The following is a 19,458-nucleotide window of genomic DNA, read 5'->3' as shown; positions in this document are numbered from 1 at the left end:
GCAAGTCACTATCCTGCTTTCGACCAGCTCCCAGGATCCAGCCCGAGTGTCGGATAAAGCGCGTCTACCGCGACGATGTCACTATTGAGTTCGGCGATCATCCAGTCGCGGACCTGCGTGACGATGGCGCGGGCCGGCTTGTCCCGCAGGCGGACGAGATGGCATTGCCGGCCGGTCGTCATCAGATGCTCGCGCGCCGGCACCAGCGCCTCGGTTCGTAGCCAATGCGCAACAACGTTCAGCCATCCGAGCGCAACGCCCTGCCCGAGAAGCGCTGCCTGCACCACGATGGCATAGTCGGAAAAGATCATCGAGTTGACCGCGTCGCCCTCGTTCGCCGGAGAAAACAGGCTCGACCAGTTCGGCTGAGCGTCGCTGAGATTGATGGTAGTGTCGGGGCTCCGCTTCATGTCGTTGCCATCCGGCCCATGGCTTTCCCGATAGGCGGGACTGCAGATCGGGACCAGAATTTCCGGCATGACGAAAACCGCCTCATGCCGCTCATCCGAGCCGTTGACGAAGCGCATCCCAAGATCCACGTCGTTGACCGGGCCGGCCAGTGCGCCCATCACGAGTTGGAAACGCAAATCGACGGTTGGAAACTGCTTCTTGAATTCCGCCATGCGCGGCATCATCCAATGGGTGGTGAAACCGGTCGAAACCGACAGGGAGACCGTTTGAATGCCGATGCGGCGATCCTCGATTTCGCGCAGCGCGTTCTCGATTGCCGAAAAGCCGCGCGCAATCGCATCGAAGAGTATGCGGCCGGATTCGGTCAGGCCGACACCTCCCGGCTGACGACTGAACAGCGCCGTATCGAGATGTTCCTCCAGACGCGCGATCATCCGGCTGACGGCCGCCGGCGTGACGTTGAGCTCGTCGGCTGCCTTGGAGAAGTTGCCGCAGCGCGCCGCGGCCTCGAAAGTAAAGAGGCCATTCATGGACGGCAGGGATCGGCGCAGCTTGTTCATTACATAATGTAACACCTTTCTGAACTTTTTTTCAATTGCGGACATCTCGGTTCTTTGGTCTGTTGCCGATCAAGGAAGGCGGAAGACCTTCAAGGAAAATCGGGGAACAGGATATGTAGACCTGCCGGACGCACAGCGTTCCGGCATGGGCCACATGTCCAGGTTTCTACTCAACAATGAATGCAGCGCGTGTCGGTTCGGCATCCGCGCGTGTAAATTTTGCAGTGGAATCATATGATTGATCTAAAGAGCGCTGAGCGTTTGGGCGTTTCCATTCGCGCTGCAAACAAGAGCTATGGAGAATTCCGGGCGCTGGACAATGTCAGCCTGGAAGTGGCTGCGGGAGAATTCGTCTCGATCCTCGGGCCTTCCGGGTCGGGAAAGACGACCTTTCTGGGTATTCTGGGAGGCTTTGTGCAGCCCACGTCCGGATCCATCTGGCTCGGCGAACGGGATATTACATTCGAGCCTCCGCACAAGCGCAATATCGGCATCGTCTTCCAGAACTATGCGCTCTTTCCGCATATGAGTGTCGCCGAGAACATCACATTTCCGCTCAGGGCACGCCGTCTGCCGAAATCGGACTGGCCAAAGAAGCTGCGGGAAGCGCTCGATATGGTCGAACTGACCGGATACGGAGAGCGGCGCGTTCATGAGCTTTCCGGCGGCCAGCGCCAGCGTGTCGCACTCGCTCGCGCCATGATTTTCGAGCCGGGACTGATCCTGATGGACGAGCCACTTTCCGCGCTCGACAAGCAGCTGCGGGAGACCATGCAGATCGAACTCAAGCGCCTGCACAAGCGGCTTGGCGCAACCATCATCTACGTCACCCACGACCAGCGTGAGGCCCTGACGATGAGCGATCGCGTTGCCATCATGAACAAGGGCCGGTTCGTGCAGGTGGACACGCCGGAGCAGCTTCATGACCATCCGGCGGATTCCTTCGTCGCCCGCTTCATCGGCGAGGCAACGCTGCTGTCGGTCAAGCGTGAAGGCGACGACACCGTAAGGTTGGGCGACACAGTCCTGCGCACGTCGCATCGCGTTCCACAGAACGGCCACCTGCATCTGGCTGTCCATTCCGAAAAGCTCGTCGTCGCCGATGGCAGCGAACCATCGGCATCGAACCGGCTGACGGGAACGGTGACCGACACACTTTATCAGGGCGAAAGCATCCGGGTTTTCCTGACGCTGTCATCCGGTGGCGACCTCAGCCTAAGGCTCCCAAGCAATCATGCGGGCCGCGCGCAACTCAAGAAACCGGGCGACCCGATTACCGTGGCACTGCATCCCGAAGACACGATCATCGTGCCGGAAGCATCCTGAAATCTCACGTTCATTCTTACAGTCAACAAGGAAAAAAGACTATGAAACTCACCGAATTCAAGGTCATGACCTTCGATGTCGTCGGCACTTTGATCGATTTCGAAACGGGTGTCCTGAATGCCGTTCGGGCTCTCGGCGGGGAGAAGGCAGCCGCAGCCTCCGATGACGAGATCTTCGAGCCTTACAAGCGCGGCCGGGACAAGTTTTACGGCCGCTCCTCCTTTGCCATGAAGGACGTCTATCTCTCCCTGGCGACGGAATGCGGCTTCGTGAAAGATGATGCGACCGCGGAAGCCTTTCAGCTGGCGGTCCTGCGCTGGCCGGCCTTCTCGGACTCGGTCGAGGCTCTGGCACGCCTGCGCAAGAATTTCCGGCTGGTGGCGATGACGAATGCAGACCGCACGGCCTTCTCGGCCTATTCGGACACGCTCGGCAATCCGTTCCACGACAGCGTCACCTGCGACGAAACGGGATGCGCCAAGCCCAATCCGCAGTTCTTCGCCTTCAACAAGGGCCGCCAATCCGCTTCCGGCTTCAAGCAGTCGGAAATCTTGCACGTTGCCCAGAGCCAGCACCACGATATCGGCGTGGCCAAGGAGCTCGGTTACACGACATGCTGGATCGAGCGGCGTCAGGGTCAGAAGGGGTTTGGCGGCACGCCGGAACCCAAGGTACTGACGAAGCCGGATTTCCATTTCTCCTCGCTGAAACAGCTTGCCGACGCCGTTGACGCGGAGCTTGCCGCGGGTATTCAGACCGCAAGCGCGGCCTGAGGAAAGACGATGGCCGCCGCCCACCCTCCCTTTCCCGATATCAACTCCCTCTGGCAGGAGACAGCCGTAGACCGTCCGGTCTTCGGCACGCTGTCGGGCGATCATCGCTATGACGTAGCCATTATCGGCGGCGGTTATACGGGCCTGAGCACGGCCCGTTACCTCGCCCGCCGAGGCCTGTCATCCGTGGTGCTGGAAGCAAACCGTATCGGCTGGGGCGCAAGCGGGCGCAATGGCGGCGTCGTCTCCGGAAAGTTCCGGCTCGCCTTTTCCGAGATCGCCAGCCGGTTCGGCATCGAGACCGCCCGCCGCATGCACGATCTCGGTATCGAAGCCATCGAGCATGTCGGCGAGCTGGTCGAGGATTACGGCATCGCATCCGCCGGCTACCGGCCGACGGGCTCGCTGCGCTGCGCCCACAATGCGGTCTCGCTTGAGGCTCTCAAGACGGAAGTGGACTGGCTGCAGCAGGCGCTCGGCGACAGCGCCTGCTCCATCCTTTCACCGGGGGACATGGAAAGGGAAACCGGCTCGCGGGATTTCACCGGCGGCATGCTCAACACCCATGGCGGTGTCATTCACCCCCTCAATTTCGTGTTCGGCATTGCCGCCGGGCTGAAGGCCGCCGGTATCCACATCTTCGAGAATGCCCCGGTCACCGGCCTCAGGCGCGAGAGCTCCGGCGTGTGTCTGGAAACGCCTCACGGCACCATCACCGCCAGACAGGCCGTGATCGCCACCAACTCCTATTCCGACCTGACACGCGCGACGACGGCAGTCCGCAAGGCGATCATCCCCTTCCGCTCGGCCATGATCGCCACGGAACCGCTGTCCGGCAAAGCCGGGGGCGCTCTCTTGGCCAATGGCCGCAGCTACACCGAGACCCGGCGGATGATGCGCTGGTTTCGCAAGGCGGGTGATCGGCTGCTCTATGGCGGCCGCGGCGCCTTCGGCAAGACGGATTCTGAAAGCGCCTTCGCCGCGCTGCACAAAGCGATGGTGCGACAGTTCCCGGAACTTTCCGACGCCGCCGTTACCCATCGGTGGTCCGGTCTCGTCGCCATGACCATGGACAGCATTCCGCATGTGGGACGGCTGGACGAACGCGTCGTTTATGCGGTCGGTTACAACGGCACCGGCGTGGCGCTTGCCTCCAGCATGGGCAAACACGTCGCCGCGATCATCGCAGGCGAGAGCCCCGACCTCGGACTTCTGACTTCCGAACGGTTGAAACCCGTTCCCTTCTATCCCATCCGGGAACCCGCCGTCCGGCTCGTCGCCGGCTGGTACCAGTTCCTGGATGCAATCGGGCGATAAGACCCAGCATTTCACGCATCAAAAAAAGCGGGGTTTGAAATCCTGCCAAAAGAGGAGAACGGACATGATACTGAAATTTTCCACTCTCGTGCTTTCCGCGTCAGCCATCGCCCTCTCGGCCGGCCTTGCTTCGGCTGAACAGATCACCTTCGTATCCCAGGGCGGCGCCTATCAGGACGCCCAGACCAAAGCGATCCTTGATCCCGTCGCCAAATTGCTCGGGATCACCGTCAATCAGGATAGCGCGCCGGACGCCTGGCCGGTCATCAAGACCCAGACGTCAACGGGCAAGCCGATCTGGGATGTCGTCGATACGCCGACGCAGGATTGCGTCCGTGGCGGCCAGCAGGGCATGATCGAGACCCTCGATTTCTCCAAGATCCCCAATGCCGAAAAAATGCCCGCGGAATACAAGAGCCCCTATTCCGTGGCCTATGAGTTCTATTCGAGCGTGCTCGCCTACAACAAGGACAAGTTCGGAACAAACCCGCCGAAGAGCTGGGCGGATTTCTGGGACATCAAGAAGTTTCCGGGCACGCGCGCACTGCGCAACCATCCGCTTGCCACGCTGGAAGCAGCCCTTCTTGCCGACGGTGTTCCCGCCGACAAGCTCTATCCGCTGGACGTCGATCGCGCCTTCAAGAAGCTCGAGGAAATCAAGCCTTACGTTACCGTCTGGTGGACGTCGGGCGCTCAGTCGGCACAGCTGCTTGCCGACGGCGAGGTCGATATGGAAATGGCCTGGAACGGTCGCGTGACCGCCGTTGCCAAGGAAGGAGCCCCAATCAGCTACACATTCAACCAGGGCTTTCTGCAATATACCTCGCTTTGCATTCTGAAAGGTGCGCCCAATCTCGACACCGCCGTGAAATTCGTCAACGCGGCGATGACGCCGGAGATCCAGGCGAACTTCCCGACTTATATCGATTACGGCCCCGGCAATCCGGAGGCCTACAAGACCGGCAAGATTTCCCCGGAGCGCGCGGCTGAAATGCCAAGCTCGCCGGAGAACGCCGCCAAGCAGGTTCTGGTGTCGGACAAGTGGTGGAGTTCGCCGGCCGGCGAGGAAGCACAGAAGCGCTGGGCATCCTTCATCCAGAAGTAATCACCCAGCCGATGGAGGGTCATTCATGACCGTGTCGACAAGCAATCCTTCGGAGCGTCATGACCGGCGCGAGCAGAGGCTGATGCTGATGCTTCTTGCCCCTGCCCTGCTCGTGGTCGTGTCGTTGCTGATCGTGCCGCTGCTCTGGCTTGCCTGGCAGTCGATCTGGCAGGACGGCGGTTTCACGCTCGTCAACTACGAACGGTTCCTGACCGATTCCGTCTACTGGATGACCTTCCTCCAAACCTTCCGCATCGCGTTCGTGGTGACGCTCGCGACGCTTCTGCTCGGCTATCCCGTCGCCTATGTGGCGGCGGGCCTGCCGCAGCGATGGAGCGTGCTCATTCTCGCAATGGTGCTGCTGCCCTTCTGGACCAGCGTGCTCGTGCGCGCCTATGCCTGGCTCATCCTGTTGCAGAGAACCGGCATCGTCAATTCGGCGCTGAAGAGTGCCGGGCTGATCGACAGCCCGCTGCTGCTCGTCAACAACGAGTTCGGCACGGTTCTGGCAACCATTCATATCCTGCTGCCCTTCATGGTGCTGCCGCTCTATGCGACCATGAAGAAGATCCCGCCCGAGCTGACGATGGCGGGAGCCAGCCTCGGCGGATCGCCGGCGCATGTGTTTGCGCGGGTCTTCCTGCCCCTGTCCCTGCCCGGCATGATCGCCGGCATGGTTCTGGTCTTCGTGCTGACGCTCGGTTTCTACATCACGCCGGAACTTCTGGGCGGCGGCCGCACCTACATGGTCTCCATGCTGGTCTCCCGTAACATCGAAGTCTACAATGAATGGGGTGCGGCATCGTCGATCAGCGTGGTGCTGATGGCCTGTGTCTTCCTCATCTTCCGCCTGGCGAGCCTGATCATCCCGTTTGAACGCATCATGGGAACGAGGTGACGCATGCGTATGCCCAAAATCCTGCTTTATGCCGTCGTCGCCCTTATCCTCGCCTGGCTGATCATCCCGATCCTCATCATCGTGCCCATGTCGTTTTCCGGCGCCCGATTCCTGTCGTTCCCGCCTCCGTCATGGTCCCTGCGCTGGTACGAGGCCTATCTCAGCAGTGCCGCATGGATGCAGGCGACCCGCGTCAGCCTTATCGTCTCGGTTTCGAGCGCCATCCTGGCGACGATCTTCGGCACGGCCGCCGCCTATGCGCTTGATATGACCTCGTCCCGGCTGGTGCGCAGCCTGCAGATGCTGCTGCTCCTGCCGCTGATCGTGCCGATCGTCATCACCGCCGTCGGGGTCTTTCTCGTCTATGCCCAGATCGGCCTGCTTGCCACCATGACGGGCCTGATCCTCGCCAATGTCATGCTCGGCCTGCCTTATGTCATCACCTCGGTTCTGGTCGGCCTTCGAAAATTCGACCATACGCAGGAGATGGTGTCGCGCAGCCTCGGCATGAACCGGTTGCGCACCTTCTTCGTCGTCACCCTGCCGCAGATCCGGCCCAGCGTGATTTCCGGCATGCTGTTTGCCTTCATTTCCGCGATGGACGAGACCGTCGTTTCGCTGTTCATTTCCGGCGGCCAGTACCAGACGCTGACAAAGCGCATGTTCACCGCGCTGCGCGACGAAATCGATCCGACGATCGCATCGATCAGCTCGCTGCTGACGGCGATTTCCTTCATCCTGGTGATGCTGGTGGCGATCAATGCGCGCAACACGGATCGTCGCCAGGGGAAGGCCGCATGATTGCCGATCACCTGATCCTCGGCGGCGGCTCGGCCGGATGCGTTCTGGCGGCGCGGCTGTCGGAAGATCCGAAGCGGATGGTGGTTCTTGTCGAAGCTGGACGCAACATTGCCGCCGGCGACATCCCCGATGACGTGCGCAGCCGTTATCCCGGCCGCGCCTATCTCGACACCAGCAACATATGGTCCTCGCTCACCGCGTTGATGGGCTCTTCCCGATCAAACAGCGTCCCTCGTTCATCCCGCCGCTACGAGCAGGCGAAGATTCTCGGCGGCGGCTCCGCCATCAACGCGCTGATGGCCAATCGCGGCGCACCGTCCGACTACGCCGAATGGGAGGGATTGGGTGCGACCGGATGGGGATGGGAGAGCTGCCTGCCCTATTTCCGCAGAATAGAGGCCGACCGGGATTTCGGCGGCCCCCTGCATGGAGCGAACGGACCACTGTCGATCCGGCGGATCACGGACGAAAGGATATCGCCCTTCGTCGATCGCGTGATGAAGACGCTGGAGACACGGGGACATCCGATCCGGCCCGACCAGAATGGCCCTTGGGAGAACGGCACGTTCCGGGGCGCCGTCGCCGTCAGCGATGCCGGCGAACGCCTGCCGACCTCGATTGCCTATCTCACACCCGATGTTCGCCGGCGCCCGAACCTCACGATCATCACCGACAGCACCGCGACGCGTATTCTCTTCGAGGGCACGCGGGCGATTGGCGCCACACTCACGGGCACACGCCCCCAGACGATCAGGGCACACGAAGTCATCGTGGCGTCGGGCGCAATCCATTCCCCGGCGCTGCTGCTGCGTTCCGGCATCGGTCCCGGCACGGATCTCGTAGCGCTCGGCATTCCCGTCATCTCATCGCGCGCGGGCATCGGCCGCAACCTGATGGAACATCCGTCCATCGCGGTCGCCGCCTATCTGCCGCCACGAATGCGGGTGCGCGACCGCACGGAACACCACGAGCAATCGATCTGGCGTTTTTCCTCTGGCCTTCCCGATACACCACAGGGCGATATGCATGCCGCCATCCTGTCACGCTCCGGCTGGCATTCGGTCGGCCTGCGGATGGGCAGCCTGTTCTTCTGGGTCAATAAGTCCTACTCGCGCGGCGTCCTGAAGCTTGGGTCTGACGATCCGCTGGCGGAACCCGAGGTCGATTTCCGACTGCTGACGGACGAACGCGATCTCGAACGACTGAAACTGGCATTGCGCATGGGCGCGCATGCACTGCTCGATCCGCATATGAATGGCTATCGGGGCACGGTGTTTCCCTCCAGCTATTCCCCGCGCGTCGCCAAAGTCGCTGTTCCCGGCGCATGGAATGCGATCCAGCGCGGTGCATTGTCGGCGATGCTCGACCTCGCGGGTCCCTTGCGTGCCGCCCTCATCCATTCCGTCGTCACCCTCGGCACCACCATGGAAGAGCTGCTCACCGACGATGCGATGCTGACCGAATTCGTCCGCCGGCACGTCGGCGGCACCTGGCATCCCTCCGGCACCTGCCGCATGGGATCGCCGGACGATCCCATGGCCGTTACCTCCGCTACAGGCCGGGTTTACGGCGTCGAGGGACTGCGGGTCTGCGATGCCTCGCTGATGCCATCGATCCCCTGCGCCAACACCAACATACCCACCATCATGATCGCCGAACGGATTGCGGATTTCATCCGGGGCGGTCAATAGGCACGATGTCAATGCCGCTTAAGCCCAGGTTGGTGAGCAGTCCTCGGCAGCGTGGTCGCCACATCGAGGAACAAGCGGAAATAGACGCCCTTTTTATCTGATGCTCAAGAGTTGTAATTCGTCGCCTTGCAAGGGTTCGAAGGTCAGACCTCGTCATTCCGTTGAGGTAACAAAAACCGCAAAAGGTGCTCTTGAAGGGATATGAACCGACGACCTTCTCATCTCAACGGTCGGTGTTCACAGCCCGTGCATCCAACGCAGCATCAGCATAAAGCCCTGCCCCATGGGCTGCCCGGTCCAGATCCTCGCGAAAATCGGGGTGGGCCAGCCCGATCAGCGCCCTTGCTCGCTCGGCCACGGACTTGCCCTTGAGGTTCGCCCATCCATACTCAGTCACGACGATATGCGTATCGTTGCGTGATGTCGTCACCGGTCCCGTCAGCGCCGGAACAATGCGCGAGAGCGTGCCTTTCGCCGCGGTGGAATGACAGGCGATGATCGATCGCCCGCCGCGCGAGGCATAGGCGCCACGCACGAAATCAACCTGGCCGCCGGATGCGCTGAATTGCCTTCCGTTTACGAACTCCGAATTGCACGCGCCGTTCAGATCGATCTGCAGCGTCGCATTGACCGACACCACCCGGTCATTCTGGGCAATGACGAAGGGATTGTTCACATAATCGACCGGGTAGGCTTCGACGTCCGGATTGTTGTTCAGGAAGTCGTAGAGCGCCTGATCTCCCAGTGCAAAGGTGAAGATGGACCGCCCGACATGTGTCTGCTTGCGGCTGTTGTCGACCACACCTGCCTTGATCAGCCTGGCGAGCCCCGGCGTCATCATCTCCGTATGGATGCCAAGATGGCGATGACGAGAAAGCCCCGAGCACACCGCATCGGGTAAGGCACCGATACCCATTTGCAGACAATCGCCATCTTCCACCAGGCCCGCGATGATCGCACCGATGGCATCATCCACTTCATTGCGCGGGGCGGCTGGCAAGATCGGCAGGCCGGCATCATTTTCGACCAACGCCGTCACGCTTGATACGGGGATCATGCAATCGCCCCGCACATAGGGCATGTTGGGATTGACCTCGAGGATCACCCGGATCCCGGGCTTCCGCGATACCGTGAGCGCGTAGTCGGTACTGGCCCCGAGGCTGAAATTGCCATCCGCATCCATCGGCGAGACGGTCGCAATCAACGTGTCCACGCCGACATGCTCGATCATCGAGCGCGGCACCTGGCTGAAATGGCACGGCACCAAGTCGACGGCGGGCAACGCTTCCGCCGATCGCCTCTTGTCGAGCGCGCGCTCCACGCCCCCATGAAAATAACTCATCGGGACGATCACATCGCGCAGCTCGAAATCGAACACGCTGGTGCCGGCGACGCCTGTGCAAAGGAGATAATGGAGCCGCACATTCTTAACGGCTCCCGCGCGGGCTCGTTCGGCAAACGCCGCAAGGATGGCGGGTGGCTGACCGGCAGCCAGCGGCATGGCGACCTTCGCGCCGGACGGGATCATGGCGACCGCCCTCTCTGCGGATGTCAGCCGCTCGCGATACAGCGCCTGATGGATCATGGTCATTGGGCCCTCCTCCCAGTGCAGTCTTCAGAACAAATCAGCATCCATTTCCATGATCACATCATCACCGTCCTGTGTTTTGCAAGGCGGGACGCGCAATGACGTGGCCTTCAAGCGAGACTTCGCAAAGCAATGCGGCCCGATCGACTAACGTCGATCCTAGCATCTGTTCGGCCACTTCCGATAGCGAGAGTGAATCTGCGATTTGCGTTGCGGGCCACACACGGAGCCATGTCGCCCAGAAGCTCCGCATCATTGCGCCATCAACGGACCAATCATTTCCATTTTCTTCTATTTATCCCGTTCGAAGCAGTGACCATGTATTGCGGACGCAACCAAGAAGGACACGTCCAAACATGAGCAACCTCTTCACACCCGTCCGGATCGGACGGTACGAACTTCCCAATCGCTTCGTCATGGCGCCAATGACGCGCTCCCGTGCCAATGACGACGACGGCGTGCTCACGGATATCGTGGCGACCTATTACAGCCAGCGGGCAGATGCCGGGCTGATCATCAGCGAAGGCGTATACCCAGCTGCAACGGGCAAGGGCTATGTCCGCACGCCCGGTATCGAGACCGACACCCAGGTTGCCGCTTGGAAGCGCGTGACGGATGCAGTCCATGCGCGCGGCGCCCGCATCTTCATGCAGATCATGCATTGCGGCCGCATCTCTCACCCCTCGCTGCTTCCGGGGAACGCACAGCCCGTCGCACCCTCGGCCATCAAGCCGGCCGGTCAGACGTGGACGGCCACCGGCCAGCAGGACTTCGTCACGCCGCACGCGCTGAGCCTCGCCGAAATCGCCGATGTCATCGCCGGGTATCGCGCGGCCACCCGCCGGGCGCTCGAAGCCGGTTTCGATGGCGTGGAACTGCATGGCGCTTCGGGATATCTGCCGGAACAGTTTCTCTCCTCAGGCAGCAACAAGCGCGAGGATCAATATGGCGGCTCGATCGAGAACCGCGCCCGTTTCATCCTCGACGTGTTGAAGGCGATGGTCGAAGAGGCCGGTAGCGATCGGGTCGGCATCAAAATCTCGCCGGAGATGAACTACAACGACGTTTCCGACGCCACCCCGCAGGAGACATACACCTATCTCGTCCGGCAGTTGAACACGTTCAATCTCGCCTATCTGCATGTTGCGCTGTTCGGAACGACAGTCGATTATCATTCGGCTCTGAAGCCGCTTTTCAATGGCGCCTATCTGATGGGCAGCGGGCTCGACCAGGCCAAGGCCGAGGCAGCACTGGACAAGGGACAAGCCGATGCGACCGTGTTCGGCAGCACATTTCTTGCCAACCCGGACCTGCCCGCCCGTTTCCTCAAGGGCGCGGCACTCAACGCGCCGGACAGGGACACGTTTTTCTCGGCCGGCGAGAAGGGTTATATCGATTATCCCACGCTGGACACGGCTGGCGCCGCCTGACGGGGAAACGGCGAGATCAACAGACGATGACGCACTGTGAAGCGCGTCATCGCACTGCGAGCGCCGGCCAGCGGATATTGCCGACAGGCAGCGCCGGATCCCAGCGATGCACCCCGACGAGCTGGAAGCTCGCCGCATCGGACAGACCCAGATATGTCAGGATGAGACCGACGATCGACAGCCACATTTCTGTGCCCTGCAGGCCGGGGGCCTCGCTCCGCGCAAAGGCAAAACCCTGCCCAGGCGTATAGTGCCGGAGCGCCGCGCTCAGGAAATGCCGCATCACCTCCGCAACTTCCTCCGCGCGATAGTCCGTCTGCCGGGCGCAGAGCATCAGCGGGTGAACGACGTCGAGGACATTGCAGGCATCGAAACGGGCGCGCTCGAACCGGCCGTTGCGGCGCAGATGGGCCAGCACGGCATCGATCGTCCGTTCGGGATAGGGCAATGGAATGCCGAATTGCGCGTAGGTTCCGCGCGTCAGCCGGTAGAAGCCATTCACCGGTTGCAGCCAGTCGTCGCCGACCGGACCGCCCCAGAGGCCGGTCACCGGATCCGCGCGGGTGGTCAGCCAGCCCATCAGGGTCGCCAGCTCTCCCGGATCGCCGAAACTGCGAGTGTTGAGGTAGTAAGCCGTGCCGAGCGCATCGACCCAGGCGCCCGAAGACCAGCCCCTGCCGACCCAGGGAAGACCGTCCAATGCGCGCTGCAGCGTGCCGGGATCAAGGCGGGACGCCCAGGCGATCGGATGACGGAAGGCAGCACCGAGGCATTCCAGGGCATAGCCGACACAAAGGATATTGTAGAGATTGTCGCCACCGGGATCGGCCGGCGGATTGTCGCGAACAGCCTGGACCGTATCTGCATTGAAGCAGAGCCCCGTCGCCGGATCCTGGAGTGCCGCAAGCCGGTCGGTCCACTCCTCCTTGGTGAAGGGATCCGGAACCGCGCCGAACATCGCCGCGATCTGGATCGCATCGCAATCGGCGCGAAACGGTGCGTTCCCGTTGTTGCGCGGATCCAGATACCACGACGCGCGATCGGGTGTAGGCGCGGCATGGGCGGCGAGAATCCCGGACCACTCCTTTCCGATCCGATCGCTGAAGACCTTTATTTCAGCCACAAGAGGGTCCGGAGGTGACGAAGAACGCGGCCGGCGGCGATCACGGATCAATCGCGCGGGATTGCCACCGACGAGCGCATAGTCGGGCACGTCGCGCGTCACGACCGCCCCGGCGGCAATGATGCAATGGTTGCCGATCCGGATCCCATCGGTCACCACCGCATTGGCGCCGATCCAGACATCGTCGCCAATCTCGATGCCCTTGAAGGAAACGCCCTGCAAGGCGATCGGCTTCTCCGGATCGTCCGCGATGTGGTCAAAGCCGGCCAGCACCGCGCCGGCAGCAACGCGGACCCAGGATCCCATCCGGACATGACCGATCACGGACGCATTCAAATTGAACGAGCAATGATCACCCGCGATGAGCTGGCCATGGATCCGCACCCCCGCAGCGACAATGCAGCGGTCGCCGAGCATCAGGCTGTCGGGGAAGATGTGCGCCCTGGGCGACAGGAAACAGGCCTCGCCGATCCGCAGCGGCAGGCGCTGTGCCAGTTCGGCAATGAAAGCTTCCTGCTCGCTTCGCTGCCCTGCCGTCGCATGATGTTCGAACAGCCAGGGATGGGCATCGAACTCCGCCGTGAGATGCTCTCTCGCCTCTAGGGTGTTGGCAGCGGCCTGCATGGGATCTTTCCTCAAATTGCGGCGGGCACTCAGAGAATGGAATGCGCGTCTTTCATCAGAGTAGCAGCGCTGTCGCTGATGGAGGCACTGTTGAAGGCCACCGCATCGGCCGCCCGTTTCATCAGCTGGCCGAATTGCTGCGACCCTTTCGGAGGTGGCGGAGGATAGGGGCCAACCTTATCCGCGATGGCATCGATATACTCCACCGTGGCCCGCTCGACCGGTCGTAGCGTCGGCAGGATCGATGCGCGCAGCGCTGGGCTCATCGGCACACCCCGCTCCACGCCGAGGATCTTGGCCGCTTCGGGATCGCTGACGAAGAAATTGACGAAGCGCGCGGCCGCCTCGGGATTTGGGGACTGCGCGTAGATCGACCAGCTGCTCGCCGGCCGATAGAACTGCCCGGGTTTTGCCCCGGCGCCTCCATTCGGAAACATGGTCATTGCCAGCTGTACCGGCGTTGTCGCCTGCATGCCGACGATCTGGTTGGAAAAGGCGAAGCTCGTCGCCGCCTTGCCCTGGATCAACGGCATGAGGTTGATCGTCGAATCCGGGCTGAGCGCTGCGACATCGGCCGGCACGCAGCCGCCGCGCTGGCGCAACTTGTCCCAGTAGGCAAACCATTCGGCCACATCGTCCTTGCCGAAGCCCAGAGCCTGATCGGCGGTAAACAGGTCGCGGCCGCGCTGGCGCAGCCAGACCTGGAAGGCGTAGCTGTAGCCGCTGGCGTCGCAAGAGCCCCAGTACCGGCGACGATTGAGCGCCTTGGTCAGCTCGACCATGCGATCCGCATAATCATCCCAGCTGGTTTGGGCGTCGGGCGGCGCCACGCCGGCGGTCGCAAAGGCATCCTTGTCGTACATCATGGCGAAGGAGTTGAGGGCCTGGGGGATGCCCCAGATCTTACCGTCGACCGCGCAAAGATCCAGCATGGCGCGACTGATCCCAGCGGCATCAATCGGATTGGGCATGAGACCGTCGAGGGCAAGCACGCAGTCGCGCTTGACGAAATCGGCGAAGCTGTTGGGTTCGAGCTGGAAAATATCCGGTGCACTGCGCCCGACAACCTGCGTCGCGAGTTTCGTGAAGTATTCCGAGTTGCTGACCTCGCCCGCAAGCTCAACGCCGGTGACATGCTGCTGATAGAGCTTCAGCACCTCCTGCGTTCTGCGGGTACGCTCATTGCCGCCCCACCAGGCAAGACGCAGCCGCGTCGTCTCAGCGTATGCCGCACCGAAGAACGTCATCGCGCCGGCCAAACCCAAGGCCCCCATCAGCACGGATCTGCGGGTCGTTTCAACAGACATGGATTTCCTCCCTCCAAGCCGTTTGGATTTGGTTCGATCGTCAGGGCGATGATATCGCTCTCGATAAGTAACCAAATTGTGCGTTATAAGGAGGAAGAATACGCCTGCTGTCAAGACCCGCTGCTGCGAACAATACGAAGCAGCGATCAGCAAAGAGACGATTGATGCAACCGCATGTTTGGCTTTTCGAAGAGATCGTCATGCATTTTAACAAATCGCTGTCGAATTCGGTCTCATTAATGGTTTTTTCAGCCAGGCATGGTCCTCTAACGGTACAGCGCCAACGGCGACGAGCAGGACGCTCCCTCTCTGTAATCAATCCCCCCGATCTCGAAGCAGACCATCGCTGACGCGTGCGACGACCCTTATCGCCGAGCGATCGCCTGAACTTCATCACGCGCGAGCCAAGTTATGTCATTCCTGCAGAACGCCAAGATCAGAACAAAGGTTCTGTCCATTATTATCCCGATCTGCCTGATTGGGATAGCGGGCGTCCTCGTTGTTTCAAGCCAATACAAAAACACCGTCTCGACCTATTCCGATTTCATCTCGAAAGACGAAACGGCCGCAGTAGAGATATCGCGCTCAAGTCAGCGGATGACAGCGCTCAGCTACAATACCTATCAAGTCCTGGTCTACAGCTCAAAAGACCCGAAAATAGAAAAAATTACCAAGGACTATGACGACAACAAGAAGGTTCTCTTCGAACGCCTCGCGAACGCTAAGCGTCTCATGCCCGCCGAGGCAAAAACAATAGACACGTTCAAGGCTCAGGCCGACACTATCATTGCATTGACGGATCAGGCCGTGAGGGCTGGTATGGTTGATGACAATGATACGGCCACTCGCCTGTTGAAGCAGGCGGATCCCCTTATCGAGACGCAGATGCTGACAGTTCGCAGCTGGCTCGACGCCTTGAACAAGAACTTAGCCGCCGAAAGCAACAGACTTAGCGAGCAAACGGACCATACCATCGCCTATACCTTGATTGCGCTCGGTATCATCTTTGCCACGGCAATCCTGATTGCCCTCCTGATCTCCGCCCGTGGCATCACGACACCGATCGAGCGGCTGCGCGCCCGCATGGCGTCGCTGGCCAGAGGCGAGACCGAGGAAGCTGTGTCCGGTATCGAGCGTCAGGATGAGGTCGGTCATATGGCCGCAGCCGTGTCGGTCTTCCGCGACAATGCAATCGAGCGCATTCGGCTGGAGCGAGAAGCCGATGCCGGCCGCAACCTCTCGGAAAAGGAGAGGCTCGAACGCGAGGCACAGAAGGCGAAGGATGCGGCCGACACCCAGTTTGCCGTCGATGGATTGGCCGCGGGCCTCGCCGAGCTTTCAAACGGCAACGTGACCTATCGCATCGACAAACCCTTCGTTGCCCATCTCGATCAGCTCCGTGCCAACTTCAATTCCTCGATGGCGAAGCTCCAGGATACGCTGCGCGCCGTCGGCGACAATGCCCAGGCCATCGAGGCCGGCGCGAACGAGATCCGCTCGGCATCCGACGATCTTTCCAAGCGGACCGAACAGCAGGCTGCTTCAATCGAGGAAACCGCCGCGGCGCTGGAAGAGATCACAACCACCGTCAAGGACTCCACCCGGCGGGCAGAGGAAGCAGGTTCGCTGGTCGGCCGCGCCCGCATCGGCGCGCAAAAATCGGGCGACGTCATGCGCGAGGCGGTTGCCGCGATGGAGGCAATCTCGAAGTCGTCGAGCGAAATCAGCAACATCATCGGCGTCATCGATGACATTGCATTCCAGACGAACCTCCTGGCGCTGAATGCAGGCGTCGAGGCGGCCCGTGCCGGCGACGCGGGCAAGGGCTTTGCGGTCGTTGCCCAGGAAGTCCGTGAACTGGCGCAGCGCTCCGCCAAGGCGGCCAAGGAGATCAAGGCACTGATATCAACATCCGGCCAGCAGGTTCACAGCGGTGTCGACCTCGTCACAAAAACCGGAGATTCGCTGCAACAGATCGTCAAGGAGGTCGAGGAAATCGATCATAATGTGCGGGCGATCGTCGAAGCCGCTCGCGAACAGGCAACCGGCCTGCAGGAGATCAATACGGCGGTCAACACCATCGATCAGGGAACGCAGCAAAATGCCGCCATGGTCGAGCAGTCCACTGCGGCCAGCCATAGCCTCGCCAAGGAAGTAGCTTCCCTGAACAATCTGATCGGCCAGTTCACCCTCCAAGGCGATCGAAGCTATCAGCGGCCGGCTGCGGCCACCCAGCAGTCGGCCCCGGCGGCCTCGCCGGCCCGATCGCTCCGTGCCAAGCTTGCCGGTGCCTTCGGGGGGGCGGGCAGCGCTGCGGCAACAGCCGGTGCGTGGGAAGAATTCTGACCGGTACGCAACGGTCAAGGCGCAAACATTTGCGTGAATTCAATATGACAATTGGAGCGGCCGATCATCACGATCGGCCGTTCTCATGGGGTTCTACCGCTGTAATCCGAAACGGCTAGGATCCCGGAACGGCGCAGATGCGTGAGCGTGTCAGGAAGCGCACCTCGCGGCCATTGTCGAGCGAGAACATGCCGCCCCGGCCGGGCACGACGTCGATGATCAGTTCCGTGTGTTTCCACGCTTCGTATTGCGGCCCGCTGATATAGACCGGCGCACCGCCGATTTCCCCTAGCTGCACATCATGATCTCCGACGATGAAATCGTTCTGCGGATAGCACATCGGCGAGGAGCCATCGCAACAGCCGCCCGACTGATGAAACAGGATCGGCCCGTATTCCGACTGCAAAGTCTTAATGAGATCGAGGGCGGCCGGGGTGGCGCTGACCTGATCGTTCATGATGCTTCCTCCCAATGATGTCCGGAGGCGGAGCCCGTTGCTCCGCCTCCGGCGAGTTACGCTCGGAACAGACGTCTCGGGCTCAGAAGAAGCCGAGCTTCTTCGGACTGTAGCTGACGAGCATGTTCTTCGTCTGCTGATAATGCTCCAGCATCTTCAGGTGGTTTTCGCGACCGATACCGGACTGCTTGTAGCCGCCGAAGGCGGCATGCGCCGGATAGGCATGATAGCAATTGGTCCAGACGCGCCCGGCCTGGATGGCGCGGCCGAAGCGATAGCAGGTGTTGACATCGCGGCTCCAGATACCAGCGCCGAGACCGTAAAGCGTATCATTGGCGATCGAAAGCGCCTCGTCATTGTCCTTGAAGGTGGTGACGGAGACGACAGGCCCGAAGATTTCCTCTTGGAATATCCGCATGCGGTTGTGGCCCTTGAAGACCGTCGGTTTGACGTAATAGCCCGCGGCCAGATCGCCCTGCAGGACATTGCGTTCACCGCCGATCAGCACCTCGGCGCCTTCCTGCTTGCCGATGTCGAGATAAGAGAGGATCTTCTCCAACTGCTCGCTGGACGCTTGCGCTCCGATCATCGTTGCCGGGTCGAGCGGATCGCCCTGGACGATGGCCTCGACACGCTTCAAAGCCTTTTCCATGAACCTGTCGTAGATGGACTCATGGATCAGGGCACGGCTCGGGCATGTGCAGACTTCACCCTGGTTGAGAGCGAACATGACGAAGCCTTCGATCGCCTTGTCGAGGAAATCGTCGTCTTCTTCGGCGACATCCTTGAAGAAGATGTTCGGCGATTTGCCGCCCAGTTCCAGCGTGATCGGAATAAGGTTCTGGCTGGCATATTGCATGATCAACCGGCCTGTCGTCGTCTCGCCGGTAAAGGCGATCTTGGCGATGCGCGGGCTGGATGCCAGAGGCTTGCCGGCCTCGAGACCGAAGCCGTTGACGATGTTGAGGACGCCGGGCGGCAGAATATCGGCGATCAGCTCGGCGAAGACCAGAATGGATGCCGGGGTCTGTTCGGCCGGCTTGATCACCACGCAATTGCCGGCGGCCAGCGCGGGCGCAAGCTTCCAGATCGCCATCAGCAGCGGGAAGTTCCACGGAATGATCTGGCCGACGACTCCGAGCGGCTCATGGAAATGATAGGCGACCGTATCATGGTCGACTTCGGAAATGCTGCCTTCCTGCGCCCGGATGACGCCGGCGAAATAGCGCAGATGATCGACGGCGAGTGGAAGGTCGGCTGCCATCGTTTCGCGGATCGGCTTGCCGTTGTCCCAGGTCTCGGCCTGTGCCAAGAGCGCCAGATTGTCTTCCACCACCTGGGCGATCCTGTTGAGCAGAAGGCTGCGCTCCGCGACGCTGGTGCGGCCCCAGGCATCCTTGGCGGCATGGGCCGCATCGAGAGCGGCGTCAACGTCCTGCGCATCGGATCGAGCAATCTCGCACAACACCTGGCCGTTGACCGGCGAGGTGTTTTCGAAATAGCGCCCGGATTTCGGTTCGACGAATTTGCCGCCGATGAAATTGCCGTAGCGCTTCTTGAAGTTCGGCCTGACGGTTCGGTGAAATTCTACCTTGTTCATTGGTTTTCCTCCCTGGCGAGGTCTTCGGGATGCAAGGATTCGCATCGGCGAAGACCGTACATTGTGACAATGCCGCCTCCGCGGCACCGGCATCACAATGA

General features: G+C 61.1%; 15 protein-coding genes. 9 read left to right on the top strand and 6 right to left on the bottom strand.

Going from position 1 to position 19,458, the window contains the following annotated elements; genetic code table 11:
- Nucleotides 1–8: 8 nt before the first annotated feature.
- Nucleotides 9–971 carry a LysR family transcriptional regulator gene (locus tag PMI03_RS00455; RefSeq protein WP_007688812.1) on the bottom strand — a complete coding sequence of 321 codons (963 nt, stop codon included), beginning with the start codon at nucleotides 969–971 and terminating at the stop codon, nucleotides 9–11.
- A gap of 234 nt (nucleotides 972–1,205) precedes the next feature.
- Between PMI03_RS00455 and PMI03_RS00450 the strand changes: the two genes are divergently transcribed.
- From PMI03_RS00450 to PMI03_RS00420, 7 genes are all read left to right on the top strand, one after another.
- Nucleotides 1,206–2,297, top strand: a complete 1,092-nt coding sequence (locus PMI03_RS00450; RefSeq protein WP_007688810.1) for an ABC transporter ATP-binding protein — start codon at nucleotides 1,206–1,208, stop codon at nucleotides 2,295–2,297.
- Between the two features lie 41 nt (nucleotides 2,298–2,338).
- The gene (locus PMI03_RS00445; RefSeq protein ID WP_007688808.1) at nucleotides 2,339–3,070 is read left to right on the top strand and encodes an HAD-IA family hydrolase; all 732 of its coding nucleotides are present in this window, start codon (nucleotides 2,339–2,341) and stop codon (nucleotides 3,068–3,070) included.
- A 9-nt stretch (nucleotides 3,071–3,079) separates the two neighbouring features.
- Nucleotides 3,080–4,387 carry an FAD-binding oxidoreductase gene (locus PMI03_RS00440; protein ID WP_007688806.1) on the top strand — a complete coding sequence of 436 codons (1,308 nt, stop codon included), beginning with the start codon at nucleotides 3,080–3,082 and terminating at the stop codon, nucleotides 4,385–4,387.
- Between the two features lie 64 nt (nucleotides 4,388–4,451).
- The gene (locus tag PMI03_RS00435; RefSeq protein WP_007688805.1) at nucleotides 4,452–5,492 is read left to right on the top strand and encodes an ABC transporter substrate-binding protein; all 1,041 of its coding nucleotides are present in this window, start codon (nucleotides 4,452–4,454) and stop codon (nucleotides 5,490–5,492) included.
- 25 nt (nucleotides 5,493–5,517) lie between these two features.
- Nucleotides 5,518–6,390 carry an ABC transporter permease gene (locus PMI03_RS00430; RefSeq protein ID WP_007688796.1) on the top strand — a complete coding sequence of 291 codons (873 nt, stop codon included), beginning with the start codon at nucleotides 5,518–5,520 and terminating at the stop codon, nucleotides 6,388–6,390.
- A 3-nt stretch (nucleotides 6,391–6,393) separates the two neighbouring features.
- On the top strand, nucleotides 6,394–7,191 hold the full coding sequence (locus PMI03_RS00425) for an ABC transporter permease (protein WP_007688794.1): 798 nt from the start codon (nucleotides 6,394–6,396) through the stop codon (nucleotides 7,189–7,191).
- Nucleotides 7,188–8,882 (top strand): GMC family oxidoreductase, encoded by a 1,695-nt coding sequence (locus tag PMI03_RS00420; RefSeq protein ID WP_007688793.1) that lies wholly within the window; start codon nucleotides 7,188–7,190, stop codon nucleotides 8,880–8,882. Before PMI03_RS00425 ends, PMI03_RS00420 begins: the two co-directional genes overlap by 4 nt.
- Nucleotides 8,883–9,105: 223 nt before the next feature.
- Here PMI03_RS00420 and PMI03_RS00415 read toward each other — a convergent pair whose 3' ends face one another.
- Nucleotides 9,106–10,473, bottom strand: coding sequence for an acetyl-CoA hydrolase/transferase family protein (locus tag PMI03_RS00415; RefSeq protein ID WP_007688790.1), 1,368 nt, complete (start codon nucleotides 10,471–10,473; stop codon nucleotides 9,106–9,108).
- A 353-nt stretch (nucleotides 10,474–10,826) separates the two neighbouring features.
- Here PMI03_RS00415 and PMI03_RS00410 point away from each other — a divergent pair, with 353 nt between their 5' ends.
- On the top strand, nucleotides 10,827–11,900 hold the full coding sequence (locus PMI03_RS00410; protein WP_007688788.1) for an alkene reductase: 1,074 nt from the start codon (nucleotides 10,827–10,829) through the stop codon (nucleotides 11,898–11,900).
- A gap of 46 nt (nucleotides 11,901–11,946) precedes the next feature.
- Here PMI03_RS00410 and PMI03_RS00405 read toward each other — a convergent pair whose 3' ends face one another.
- Together PMI03_RS00405 and PMI03_RS00400 are read right to left on the bottom strand one after the other, a co-directional pair.
- On the bottom strand, nucleotides 11,947–13,647 hold the full coding sequence (locus tag PMI03_RS00405) for a DapH/DapD/GlmU-related protein (RefSeq protein ID WP_007688786.1): 1,701 nt from the start codon (nucleotides 13,645–13,647) through the stop codon (nucleotides 11,947–11,949).
- A 29-nt stretch (nucleotides 13,648–13,676) separates the two neighbouring features.
- The gene (locus tag PMI03_RS00400) at nucleotides 13,677–14,954 is read right to left on the bottom strand and encodes an ABC transporter substrate-binding protein (RefSeq protein ID WP_007688784.1); all 1,278 of its coding nucleotides are present in this window, start codon (nucleotides 14,952–14,954) and stop codon (nucleotides 13,677–13,679) included.
- 411 nt (nucleotides 14,955–15,365) lie between these two features.
- On the opposite strand from PMI03_RS00400, the gene PMI03_RS00395 reads away from it, so the two are divergent.
- Nucleotides 15,366–17,300, top strand: a complete 1,935-nt coding sequence (locus tag PMI03_RS00395) for a methyl-accepting chemotaxis protein (protein WP_007688782.1) — start codon at nucleotides 15,366–15,368, stop codon at nucleotides 17,298–17,300.
- A 115-nt stretch (nucleotides 17,301–17,415) separates the two neighbouring features.
- On the opposite strand, the gene PMI03_RS00390 is transcribed toward PMI03_RS00395, so the two are convergent.
- Nucleotides 17,416–17,757 (bottom strand): DUF779 domain-containing protein, encoded by a 342-nt coding sequence (locus tag PMI03_RS00390; protein ID WP_007688780.1) that lies wholly within the window; start codon nucleotides 17,755–17,757, stop codon nucleotides 17,416–17,418.
- Nucleotides 17,758–17,839: 82 nt separating this feature from the next.
- Nucleotides 17,840–19,357: an aldehyde dehydrogenase gene (adh, locus tag PMI03_RS00385; protein ID WP_007688778.1), complete on the bottom strand. Its 1,518-nt coding sequence runs from the start codon at nucleotides 19,355–19,357 to the stop codon at nucleotides 17,840–17,842.
- Nucleotides 19,358–19,458: the final 101 nt, after the last annotated feature.

The sequence above is a fragment of the Rhizobium sp. AP16 genome (assembly GCF_000281735.1).
GTDB lineage: Bacteria > Pseudomonadota > Alphaproteobacteria > Rhizobiales > Rhizobiaceae > Rhizobium > Rhizobium rhizogenes.
This window is presented reverse-complemented; position numbering and strand designations above follow the sequence as displayed.